The organism is Corallococcus macrosporus, assembly GCF_017302985.1.
In the GTDB taxonomy this organism is placed as follows: Bacteria; Myxococcota; Myxococcia; order Myxococcales; family Myxococcaceae; genus Corallococcus; species Corallococcus macrosporus_A.
Window position 1 is genome coordinate 428,458 of record NZ_JAFIMU010000010.1, and the last position, 11,482, is coordinate 439,939.

Below are 11,482 nucleotides of genomic sequence, written 5' to 3' on the forward strand. Positions count from 1 at the left end.
CCCTCTCCGGAGGCCCCCGCACATGACACGGCAGCGAGTCCTCACCCCTTCCGAACCGCTGAAGCGGACGTGGGCGCTGAGCGCCGTGGACGTCGCGCTCAAGGACATGTTCGTGAGCTTCGCGGCGGTCTTCAGCGGGCGCATCGACACCGAGCGCTTCACCCAAGCGCTCCGAGCGACGCTGATCCGCTACCCGTTCTTCCACGGCACGCTGAGACAGCAGGACGACGCGGTACTCGTCCTCTGCCACCACCCGTCCCGCCCCGGGGTGCGTGAGGGCATGAGCGCCGTCGGCCTGGACCTGGACGAAATCGACGCGCCCTTTCCCACGGGAGACCGGAGGGTCCTCTACTCCGGGGACTTCGTCTCGCGGCTGGCGCCCGGGAAGCCACCGGCCCACGACGGGCGCCGTCCCCTGCTGCACCTGAAGCTCACGCACTTTCGCGATGCCTCCGTGGTGGGCCTGAGCTGGAACCACGCGCTGACGGACCTGCACGGCATCTACGACTTCCTGCGCGCGGTGTCTGTCGCCTACACCGACCCGGGCCACGAGCCAGGAGAACCGCCCGTCTTCGATCGGCGTGACATCTGGAGGCACCTGGGCGAGCCGGGTGAAGCAACCGGAGCCCAGCCCTCCAGGGAGGGCCGTCACGGCATCGTCCACATCTCGCGGGCGAAGGCGACACTGGGCATCGCTCGTTACCTGAAGCAGGCCGTGACGGATGCCGTGCCTGTGTGCCTCTTCATGGACGAGGACGGCGTCGACACCATCAAGGCCCAGGCGCAGGCCGCGGGCACCAAGGTGTCCACCAACGACGTGGTCAACGCGACGCTGCTGAAGTTCTTCGGCGAGTGCACCCGCGAGCAGCACGCCCCACCCGAAGTGGGCTTGTACTTTCCCATCGACGTCCGAGAGCTGCTGGGAGCACCGTCAGGCTCCGTGGCCAACTGCCTGGGCAATGCCTCCGCGATGCTGAGGCGCGCGGACCTCTGGAGTTCCAGCGTCACGGAGCTGGCCCTCCGCAACCGGGCCGTGGTGTCTGCCTATGGCCGGGAGCAACTGCGCGAGGACCTGCACTGGGCGGACTACTGGCGCCGCAACACGAGCCAGGGGAGCGTGTATCACCACTGGCTGCTGGGGCAGGACCGCGTCTACTGCTCGAACTGGACCAGCCAGGAGCTGGCGCGCGTGCGCTTCGACGATGCGGCCTTCGTCACGCTGCTGCGAAGCTCCCAGCTCAACAAGTGGCTGCTGCTGCCAGCCTTTCACAGCACGGTCCTGCCGCGCATGGAGGGCGGCCGGATGAAGCAGGTGGTGCGGGTGAGCGTCCGGCGGGAGCACTTCCGGACGCTGGCGCGGCACCTGCGCGAATGGCCCCACGTGCAGGAGGCCATCCGTCTGGACACCGGAGAACGGCTCAGGGCCGCGGCGTAATTGGCTGCTCCGCCAGTGCCGGGTCCTGGAACACGGGAACGTCCTCCTTGAAGACGTTGCGTTCCACCGGAGGGGGCGGCTTCATCAGGTTCTGGGTGAGCCAGCCCAGGCCCTGACGCTGCAGGGCGGACCGGTGCCAGATCCAGGCCGACACATGGACGGGCTGGGCACCGACGCTCATCTTCGGCCCGGCCGTGGTCATCCCCATGTTGACCGCCTTGCAGCCGTGCTCGATGCCGTAGCGGACGACCTCGTACAGCAGCCGGAAGTAGACCCCCTCCTCCAGGGCCGCCTCGCGGGAGAACCCGGTGCAGGAGAACCGGAGCATGGGGCCGTCGACGAACAGCAGCCCGAACCCGGCGATGCTGTCATCAGGCCGGCGCAGCAGCATCACCTTCGCCTCGGGCATGTCGCTGGCGGAGGCGAAGAAGCCCTCGGTGAGGACCAGCCGCCGGTACTGGGTGGCGCGGTCGTAGAGAGTCCGCCACAGCGCGGTCAGCTGGGGCGCAAGCTCCGCGAACTGCTCCACGACCTCGACGCGAAGCGAAGCCGTCTCCTTCATGCAACCCGCGAGTCGCCCCCGGTAGCGGGCCCGCATGTGGGCCTTGTATTCATTGAACGAGGTGAACGGCAGCGGAACGACGAACGCCGCAGGGAGCGGCGAGGGCACGAAGCCCATCCGGCGGAGCACTTCCACGGCACAGGGAGCGGCCGTCGGCTCGATGTCCCGGATGACGACCAGCGAGGCACGCTGACGGTCCGCCTCCGCTTGCGCCCAGCGCGCCAGGGTCGTGATGGCTTCCGTGCTGGACAGCGACGAGCGCACCGGGAACCCCACTCCCGCCGGGTTGCCCACTTCGATGACGCCGTACTTCAGGAAGCGAGGCGCCGCGCCGCGCACCAGGTGGACGGCCTGCTGGATCCGCTCATTGCCCAGGTCCGCCCCGTCGATGGTGTTGCGATAGGTGGCGGCAACGCCCACGGGCTGCCCGCGTCCGTCGCTCAGCGTGACGGGGACCTGATGGAACCCGTCCATCTGGATGTGCTGGGCGCACTTCAGGAACCGCTGGCTGAGGTTGAAGTGTCCGTCGGGAACCCAGCAATCCCAATCACGCGCGCCCCCGTCCTTCCAGAACGCCCCACCGGCTTCCCGGACCGTCACTTCGACGGATGAAAGCCTCTCAGCACTGCTACCGCGCATGTCATTCCTCCGCGGACATCGGAGGCGGAACAGTGCCTTGACGCCCCATGACACGGGAAGGCTCCGGCGGGTTGCCGGAGGTCTGTCACAAAACCCAACCGTGTTCTCAAGGCAATGTCAGAGGCTCCTCGCAGGATGCCGCCGTGTCTCACTCATCTCCGGTGTCGTCTCAAGAGCGCGTCGAATTGGTGGATGCCCTGCGCGGCTTCGCGCTGTGCGGTGTCTTCGTCTCGAACAGCTTCCTCTGGTTCGGAGGCCGCAACCTGCTGCCCCCCGAACAGCTCCGGGCCCTGGGCTCACCGCTGCCCGAGCTGGTGACCGGAGCCCTCTTCCTGTTCTTCGTGGCGCACAAGTTCCTCAACCTCTTCGGCTTCCTCTTCGGGCTGGGCTTCTCCATCCAGTTGTCGCGAACGGAGGCGCGCGGTGCCTCGCACGTCCCCGTCCATCTGCGGCGGATGGGGGTGCTGTTCTGCATCGGAGCGGTGCACCTGCTGGCGCTCTGGATGGGAGACATCCTCCACCTGTATGCGCTGGCGGGTCTCCTGCTGCTGCTCTTCGCCGGGAAGACGGACCGGACACTGTGGCGCTGGGTGGTGGTGTTGCTGGGAGTGATGCCGCCCCTGGTGCTCGCGCTCCAACTCTGGGGGCCGGAAGTCACGGCGCATGCCCCTGAATCAGCGCTGCGGGCCGAGCTGTTGGCAGCGCTCTCCAGTGGCTCCGTGTGGACAGCGCAGGCGGGCAACGCCCGCTACGTCTGGGAGACCTGGTTCAGCTCCCCTCGCGTGCTCATCTGGCTCACGCTCATCCTGGGCCGCTTCCTGCTGGGCCTGCTGGCGGGGCGTCACCGGCTGTTGCAGGACGTGGAACGCCACCGTCCCCTGCTCCGCCGGATGCTGTGGTGGGGGCTGTGCGTGGGAGGACTGCTCAACGCAGGAGGACTGCTGGCGTTCCAGCTGCGAGCCCAAGGCCTGGATCCGGCGAGCCACACCGGGCTGTTCCTCCTGACTGCGTTCCAGGAGCTTGGATACGCGTCCCTGGGAGCAGCGTACCTCGCCGGCTTCGCGCTGCTCTTCCAGCGTGAGCGCTGGCGCCGGGCGCTGGGGGTGCTGTCCCCCGTGGGCCGCATGGCGCTGACGAACTACCTGATGCAGACGGTGCTGAGCCTGTGGCTCTACAACGGCTGGGGCCTGGGGCTCATCGGCCGCGTGCCACCGTCACACTGTGTCGGCATCGCGCTGGTTCTGTTCGCGGTGCAGGTGCTGCTCAGCCACGCATGGCTGAAACACTTCCGCTTCGGTCCCGCGGAGTGGCTGTGGCGGTCACTCACCTACGGCCGCCTCCAGCCCCTGCGCGGATGAACGGCTTCAGTGAAGGCACGTCAACGTCGAAGGACTGCACTCGTAGCCGGCGTTGCAGTACTTCCCCTGGCAGCACCGCTTCATGAAGCCACCACAGCCCGTGTCCAGGTTGGCCTGGGTCTTCTCACCCGGCACGGCTTCCATCGCAGGAGCCTGGGCCTCGGTCGACACTCCCTCCGTCTGCTCGGTGTCCGCCGTCTCCGCTCCACCACAGGCCAGGGCAAACCCCAGCCCCATCACGACGAAAGCACTCTTCACGAGACGCGTCAGCATTGGGAGCTCCTCTCGGTGAGAACCGCGGCGCTCTGAATATCGGAAGCAGGCATGCGCTTGCAATTCAATGCCTTGCATCCGAACCATCCCGTTGCAAAGGGATTGAATCTCGGTCCCCACCAGCCCTGACGCACGCGGATGCCTGGAAACGTCTTGCCCCAGCGGCAGGGCAAGCAGCGTGATGACTGGCCAGTGCCACACCCAAGGCGCAGTTTTGAATTCGCCATGGACGTCCCCGCCTCGCTGCTCGACTTCTCGCTCACTCAAGGAAGCGCACTCGGTTGGCGGCGCTCGATTGCCCGCCCCCGCCGGGCCTCCCGGCCGTTGCGGATCCTCGTGCTGACGCTGGTGGGCTGGCTGCCGCTCCTCGCCCTGTCGCTCGCCCAGGGCGGGCCCACCGTGCCGTGGGCGTTCCTGCGCGACCTGGGGATCCACGTCGAGTTCCTGGTGTCTCTACCGCTGCTCATCGCGGCCGAGCGCTACGTCGACCTGAGCCTCGGGGCGGCCGTGCGCCAGTTCGTCGTCTCCGAGCTGATTGATGCGAAGCACCTGGCCACCTTCGAGGGCATCGCGCGCGGGGTGATGTGGCTGAGGCGCAACGCCACCATCGAGGCCGGGCTGCTCGTGGCCTCCTTCGCCGTGTCCTTCATGGACCTGCCCCACCAGGCGAACCCGGGCTGGGTCCACACGGAGCCCGGTGGCCCGCCCACCCTGGCCGGGTGGTGGTACCTCGTGGTGAGCATGCCCCTCATCCGGTTCCTGGTCCTGCGCTGGTTCTGGCGGGGCGTCCTGTGGGCCCTCTTCCTGTTCAGGGTCTCCCGGCTGCCGCTCGCCCTCGTGCCCACGCACCCCGACACCGCGGGAGGCCTGGGCTTCCTGGGCACCTGCCAGGCCAGCTTCGCCCTCATCGTCCTCGCGGTGGCCTCCACGCTCACCGCGCAGCGGCTGGCGCGAGCCCCCGGCGCGGACTTCACCGACTACGCCCTTCACCTGTTCGCCTTCGCGCTCCTCAGCCTGCTCATCGTTTTCGCGCCGCTGGCCTTCTTCAGCCGTCAGCTCCTGTTCGCGAAGCGGCGGGGGGACCACGCCTATTCGGGCGTGGCTTCCTGGCACTCACGGCGCTTCGAGCAGCGGTGGTTCCACCGCGAGCTGCCCGCCGGACAGGAGCTGCTGGGCGCGCCCGAGTTCTCCTCGCTCGCGGACCTGGGGACCTCCTTCAACACCGCGCGCAGCATGCGCTGGTTCCCGGTGGACGTCCGTGCGGCGCTGGCCGTCCTCATCGCGGCCATGGCGCCCATGGTGCCCCTGCTCCTCGCCGATCGACGCTTCCTCGAGGTGATGTTGGCGCTCGGAAAAAGCGTGCTCTGAGTCCAGAGCCTACGAACCGTCAGCGCTCGGCGAAGGCCTTCTCGGTGACGTAGTGCCCGGCCTCACCCGGGGTGCCCTCCCGGAAGCCGCGCTCCTCCAGCATGGTCGTGAGGTCCGAGAGCATGCCGGGGCTGCCACAGAGCATCACCCGGTCCACCTCCGGGTTCAGCGGCGGCAGGCCCACGTCCTTGAAGAGCTTTTCGCTCTGGATGAGGTCGGTGATGCGGCCCGTGTTGCGGAAGTCCTCACGCGTGACGCTCGGGTAGTACGTGAGCTTCTGCTTCACCAGCTCCCCGAAGAACTCGTTCTGGGGCAGCTCGTGGATGAAGAGGTCGTGATAGGCCAGCTCCTCGGCCCGCCGGCAGGTGTGCGTGAGGATGACCCGGTCGAACTGCTCGTACGTCTCCGGGTCCTTCACCAGGCTGAGGAACGGCGCCAGGCCCGTCCCCGTGCTCAGCATGTAGAGGTTCTTGCCGGGCAAGAGGTGCTTGAGCACGAGCGTGCCCGTGGCCTTCTTGCTGACGAGGACCTGGTCCCCCTCCTTCAGGTGCTGCAGGCGGGAGGTCAGCGGCCCGCCGGGCACCTTGATGCTCAGGAACTCGAGGTGGTCGTCATAGTGCGCGCTCACCATGCTGTAGGCGCGCAGCAGCGGCCGGCCTTCGACTTCCAGGCCCATCATCGTGAACTGGCCACTGGCGAAGCGGAAGCCCGGGTCGCGCGTGGTGACAAAGCTGAACAGGGTGTCGGTCCAGTGGTGCACCCGCAGCACGGACTCCTTCATGAGACTGCTCACGTCATCGCTCCCAAAGAGGGTCAGGCCTACACGAGCGCCTCGCGCTCGAACACGCCGCGTTCTGCGACGGATTCCCCGCCGAGAACAAGGGAAGTCGGCGGGCAGCCTGCCTTGCGCTTATTGAGGGGTTCAGGTCTCCAGCGGCTCTTCTCACACGCCCTGTGAGGATGCCAGCCGTCAACCCGACTCTTCCCTGATTCACGGCTAGGATGGGAAAGCATGGGGCACGGTGCTTTCGGCGACCTACAACTCGAAGCGGAGATCGGGCGCGGCTCGCAGAGCGTGGTCTACCGGGCCTCGCGCGGGGGCGCTGTCTTCGCACTCAAGGTCCTCCGGGAGGACGTGGCGCGCTCCGGCCACGTCTCGCGGACGCGCTTCCGCCGGGAGGCCGCGCTCCTGGCGTGTCTGCGGCACCGGAGCCTGCCGGCGATCCTCGAGGTGGGAGATGTAGACGGGCGGCCCTACCTCCTGCTGGAGCTCGTCCTCGGGCCGAGCCTCGCGGCGCACTTCGCGCAGGGGCGGCCGACGGAAGCTTCTCTCATTTCCATCGCGCGGGACCTCGCCGGGGCGCTGTCGGAGGTCCACCGGCACGGGCTGGTCCACCGGGACGTGAAGCCGCAGAACGTGGTGGTCTCGGACATCGGGCGCGCCACGCTGATCGACTTCGGGTTCGTCGCCCGGGCCACCGGCGGCGAGGCGGGCCGCAAGCTGGCGGGGACGCTGCAATACAGCGCGCCGGAGCAGTCCGGCATGCTCAAGCGGCCCGTGGACGGACGGGCGGACCTCTACGCGCTCGGGGCCATCCTCTTCGAGGGCGCCGCCGGCCGGCCCCCATTCACCGCCACCGACGTGGGCGAGCTGCTGCGGCAGCACGCCGCGCACCGTCCACCGGACCTGCGCGTCCTCCGTCCGGACCTGAGCCCGGCCCTGGTCGCGGTCATCGAGAAGCTCCTCGCCAAGGACCCCGACGACCGGTACCCGTCCGGCGAAGCGCTCGCCGCCGACCTCGACCGCCTCTCCGGGCTGGAGGCATCTGGCAAGGCAGAGCTCCGCACGACACCGGTCGCGGAGTCCGCGTTCGCCGGCCGTGAGGCGGAGCTCGCCTCGCTGTCCCGGCTGTGGAGTCGCGGCCTGGAGCGTCGCGGCGGCGTGGCGCTCCTCCACGGCGAGAGCGGGAGCGGCAAGAGCCGGCTGATGCGCGAAACGGCGCGGCAGGCGCGCTCCGCCGGGGCGCTGGTGCTCGAGGGCAAGTGCCTCCGGGCGGATCCCCTGCCCTTCGCCCCGTTGCGCGAGGCCATCGACGAACACCTCCGGCAACTGCGGCGGTTGCCCGGCGCCGAGCGCGAAGCCGCCGAGCAGCGCATCCGACAGGCCGCCGGAGACGCGGCCGGACTCCTCAAGCGGCTGTCGCCGGGGCTCTCCCTCCTGTTCCGCGACGCGAGCGAGGAGGCCGGGCCGGACGAGGCGCAGGACCTCTTCTATGGCGCCGTCGCCCGCTTCCTGGTGCGCCTGGCCGAGTTCCACCCGGGCGCGGCGTTCCTCCTCGACGACGTCCAGTGGGCGGATCCAGCCACCCTCCAGGTCATGCGCTGGCTGTCGACGTTGCTCGCGCAGGCGCCCCTCGTCCTGCTGTGCACCTCGCGCGACGAGCCCGAGTGCGCGGAAGGACTGCGTGCCTTCACCGACGCCATCGGAGGCGCTGGAGAGGTCGTCCTGCGGCTCGGACCGCTGGCCCCTTCCGAGGTGGAGGCGCTGGTGTCGAGCGAGCTCGGAGGCCGCGCCGTCCCGGCCGAGCTCGTGGAGGCGGTGGCGTCCCGGAGCAACGGACTGCCGCTGGCGGTCGTGGAGTACGTCCGCGCGATGCTGGACTCCGGACTCCTCGTCCCGCACTGGGGCGCGTGGAAGCTCGACACCGAGGAGCTGGATCGGCTGCAGCTTCCCCAGGACGTGATCCAGCTCGTGGTCCGGCGGCTCGGCTCGCTCGGGGACGAAGCGCGGCGGGTCCTCACGGCGGCCGCGGTGGTCGGGATGCGGTTCTCGACGGCGCTGCTCGGCCCCAGCTGCGGGCTCGGGGAGGACGAGGTGCTGGCGGCGCTGTCCGAGGCGGTGACGGCGCGCCTGGTGGACTTCAAGGACGCGGGGACCTGCGCGTTCGTCCACAACCGCGTCCGCGAGGCGCTCCTCGGAGGGCTCTCGGTGGACGAGGCCCGAGCGCTGCACCGGGGCATCGCCACCGCGCTGGACGCCCAGGAGGGCCGGGACGCATCGAGGACGTATGCGCTGGCCCGTCACTACGAGCTGGGTGAGGCGCCCGAGCATGCCCGGCGGCGCTACGAGACCAACCTCGCCGCCGGACAACTGGCCCTGGAGGAGCGCGCCAACGAGGAGGCCCACGGCTTCCTCGAAGCAGCACAGCGGGCGGCCAGCGAGCTCGGGCTGCCGAGGGACGCGGAGCTGACCACCGCGCGCGGAGATGCCTGTGCGCGCTCGGGCCGGCTCGCCGAGGCGGTGGAGCAGTACACGCTCGCCCTCTCCGCGGAGCGCATCCCGGCGCGACGGGCGGAGCTGCGCTGCCGGCTGGCCCACGTGCACCTGGGAGGCTTCGACACCCAGCAGGCCTGGTCCGACATCGCCTCGGGCATGGCCGAGCTCGGCATCCGGCATCCCCGGAGTCCGCTGTTGGGAGTCTGGGTGCTCCTCTGGGCCTGGCTCGTCGGGTGGATGACGGGCCTGTTCGGATCACGTTTGGGGCCCGCCCGAGGAGCGGAGGCCGAACGCCATCGCCTCTTCGCCAAGCTCTGCGACCTGGGGGCGCACGTCGCCTACTTCGACGTCCGCAACCTGCTGCTGCTCCAGATGACCTACCGGCCCTGGGCGTCGGCGCTCCGGCTCGGGCCGGGTCGCGAGCTGATCTTCTTCCTCGGGAACAACGCGATCGTGCAGGCGGTGCTGGGGCGTCCGCGGGCCGCGGCGAAGGAGTCCGCGAAGGCGGCGAGCGTGGCCGAGCAGCTCAACGACCGGGCGCTGATCGCCCGGAGTCTGCTGTACCAGGGGATCGCGACGCACATCGCGGGGGACTCGTCCGGCGCGGAGGCGCAGCACCGGCGCTGGGTGGACGCCTACGGGCGATTCCTCGACGCGGGGGACTTCGTCAATGGCTGCGTGGACGCGGCCTGGGCGATGCTGGCCCGAGGGTACGTGCGCGAAGCGGAAGCGTGGATCCGGCGCGCGCACGCACGAGCGGCCCCGGCAAGCGCGGGAGCGGATGCGGCGCTCCTCGGCCATCCCTACCCGTCCTTCCTCGGGGCCATCCTGGCGATCCTCGGACGGCCCACGGACGGGCTCGCGGAGCTTCAGCGCGTGCGGCGGATGGTGGAGAAGGCGCCCGGTGAGCGGTGGCGCTGGAGCGTCTACCTGCAGAACCTGGTGCTCTTCCACCTGGAGCAGGGAGAGCTGGGGCCCGCGCTCGAGGAGGCGATTCAAAGACATGCCCAGCTCGGGATGCGGCCGGAGTTCACGCCGTTCCACCTGAGGCTCTTCTTCGTCTACGCCGCCCACGCGCGCCTCGCGCAGCTCCGGGCGAGCACGCCACGAAACCGCGAGGAGCTGCTGGGCAAGACGCGTGCGGCCACAGCGGAGCTGAAGCGAGCGGCCACGACTCCGGTGCTCCGGGCCCATGCGCTCCTCTGCGAGGGCATCTTGCGACGGCAGGAGGGCAACGCGGCCATCTCCGAGAAGCTGCTCGCGAGGGCCGAGGCGCTGGCCCGCGAGGTGGACTGCCCGTGGGTCCTCTTCGAGGTGATGGTCGAGCGTGCCCAGCGCTTCCGCGAGCATGGGCGGATGGAGGCATCGAGGCGCGAGGCGAGGCTCGCGTTGACGCTGGCCGACGAGGCCGGCTGGGAGGCGCGAGCCCGGCGGGTGCGGGCCCACTTCCAGGTGGAGTCCTCCAGCCGGAGCACCTCCAACTCGGATCCCACGGAGGAGGCACCGGCGCACGCGCTCCGCCTGCAGCGGCAGCTCGATGCCCTGCTCGAGGTCAGCCTGGCCTGCGCGAACGTCTTCGAGCCCCGGGAGCAGGCGCGCGTGGCGCTGGACGTCATCGTGCGGATCTTCGGAGCGGAGCGAGCATTCCTGCTGCTCTGCCCGGAGGGGACGCAGGAGCTGTCACTCAGCGTGGGGCGCGGCGCGGGCGGAGTGGACCTCGCGGAGCTGGGCGGCTACAGCCGGACGGTGATTGAACGGGTCCGGGACACGCACCGGCCACTGGTCGTCACAGGCACCGACGAGGGCGAGGTGCGGGCCACGGAGAGCATCCTCGCCAATGACTTGCGGAGCATCATGGCCGCGCCGCTGCTCCTGCACGGAAGGCTGCTCGGGGTGGTCTACCTGGACCACCGTCTGGCGCGAGGCGTGTTCGGCCGAGAGGACGAGGTCATCTTCGTGGCCATCGCCAATCACATCTCGGTCGCGCTGGAGACAGCCCGGGCCGCGCGCCTGCAGTTGGAGCGGGTCTCGCTGGAGCGGGACCTGGCGGCGATGCACCAGCAGGCGAACACCGACGCGCTCACCGGACTGAGGAATCGAAGGGCCCTCGAAGAGCATCTCCAGACAGCAAGTGCCCGGGCAAGGCGGAGCGGCCTGCCGCTGACCGTGATGATGATGGACATCGACCACTTCAAGTCGGTGAACGACAAGCACGGGCACCAGACAGGAGACGTGGTGCTGGCGTCCGTGGCGAAGGCCGTGGCGACCTGCACGCGAATCACCGACTTCGTGGCCCGCTACGGAGGCGAGGAGTTCTGCGTGGTGCTCGAGGACACCGACCCCACAGGAGCGCAGGCCCTGGCCGAACACATCCGCCAGACCGTGGCCGCGCTCACATTCCATAGCGAAGCCGGAGAGTTCAAGGTCACGAGTTCCGCCGGGCTCGGAGCACTGGGCGTGCATGGGGACACCATCGAAGAGGTCCTCCACGCAGCGGACGAAGCGCTCTACGCAGCCAAGCGCGGCGGCCGGAACCAGGTGCAGGTCGCCCATGCGAAGGCAGCCTGAAG

The 11,482-nt window shown here is 69.5% G+C and carries 7 protein-coding genes; 4 read left to right on the forward strand and 3 right to left on the reverse strand.

What is annotated here, in order from left to right:
- Positions 1-22: 22 nt before the first annotated feature.
- Complete coding sequence (locus JYK02_RS32390; RefSeq protein WP_207056757.1) at positions 23-1,435, forward strand: acyltransferase; 1,413 nt, start codon at positions 23-25, stop codon at positions 1,433-1,435.
- Here the strand turns inward: JYK02_RS32390 and JYK02_RS32395 are convergent.
- Positions 1,419-2,636: a GNAT family N-acetyltransferase gene (locus JYK02_RS32395; RefSeq protein WP_207056758.1), complete on the reverse strand. Its 1,218-nt coding sequence runs from the start codon at positions 2,634-2,636 to the stop codon at positions 1,419-1,421. The two genes, JYK02_RS32390 and JYK02_RS32395, sit on opposite strands and share 17 nt — an antisense overlap.
- Before the next feature lie 143 nt (positions 2,637-2,779).
- Between JYK02_RS32395 and JYK02_RS32400 the strand changes: the two genes are divergently transcribed.
- Positions 2,780-3,994: a DUF418 domain-containing protein gene (locus JYK02_RS32400; RefSeq protein WP_347402636.1), complete on the forward strand. Its 1,215-nt coding sequence runs from the start codon at positions 2,780-2,782 to the stop codon at positions 3,992-3,994.
- Between the two features lie 6 nt (positions 3,995-4,000).
- Here JYK02_RS32400 and JYK02_RS32405 read toward each other — a convergent pair whose 3' ends face one another.
- The gene (locus JYK02_RS32405; RefSeq protein ID WP_207056760.1) at positions 4,001-4,267 is read right to left on the reverse strand and encodes a hypothetical protein; all 267 of its coding nucleotides are present in this window, start codon (positions 4,265-4,267) and stop codon (positions 4,001-4,003) included.
- 225 nt (positions 4,268-4,492) lie between these two features.
- Here JYK02_RS32405 and JYK02_RS32410 point away from each other — a divergent pair, with 225 nt between their 5' ends.
- Positions 4,493-5,635 carry a hypothetical protein gene (locus JYK02_RS32410; protein ID WP_207056761.1) on the forward strand — a complete coding sequence of 381 codons (1,143 nt, stop codon included), beginning with the start codon at positions 4,493-4,495 and terminating at the stop codon, positions 5,633-5,635.
- 19 nt (positions 5,636-5,654) lie between these two features.
- Here the strand turns inward: JYK02_RS32410 and JYK02_RS32415 are convergent, their stop codons facing one another.
- The gene (locus tag JYK02_RS32415) at positions 5,655-6,428 is read right to left on the reverse strand and encodes a ferredoxin--NADP reductase (protein WP_207056762.1); all 774 of its coding nucleotides are present in this window, start codon (positions 6,426-6,428) and stop codon (positions 5,655-5,657) included.
- 219 nt (positions 6,429-6,647) lie between these two features.
- Here JYK02_RS32415 and JYK02_RS32420 point away from each other — a divergent pair, with 219 nt between their 5' ends.
- Positions 6,648-11,480 (forward strand): diguanylate cyclase domain-containing protein, encoded by a 4,833-nt coding sequence (locus tag JYK02_RS32420; RefSeq protein WP_207056763.1) that lies wholly within the window; start codon positions 6,648-6,650, stop codon positions 11,478-11,480.
- Positions 11,481-11,482: the final 2 nt, after the last annotated feature.

Coding starts and splice junctions, on each gene's coding strand:
- JYK02_RS32390 (WP_207056757.1), top strand. CDS start 23: ATGACACGGCAGCGAGTCCTCACCCCTTCCGAACCGCTGAAGCGGACG.
- JYK02_RS32395 (WP_207056758.1), bottom strand. CDS start 2,636: ATGCGCGGTAGCAGTGCTGAGAGGCTTTCATCCGTCGAAGTGACGGTC.
- JYK02_RS32410 (WP_207056761.1), top strand. CDS start 4,493: ATGGACGTCCCCGCCTCGCTGCTCGACTTCTCGCTCACTCAAGGAAGC.
- JYK02_RS32405 (WP_207056760.1), bottom strand. CDS start 4,267: ATGCTGACGCGTCTCGTGAAGAGTGCTTTCGTCGTGATGGGGCTGGGG.
- JYK02_RS32420 (WP_207056763.1), top strand. CDS start 6,648: ATGGGGCACGGTGCTTTCGGCGACCTACAACTCGAAGCGGAGATCGGG.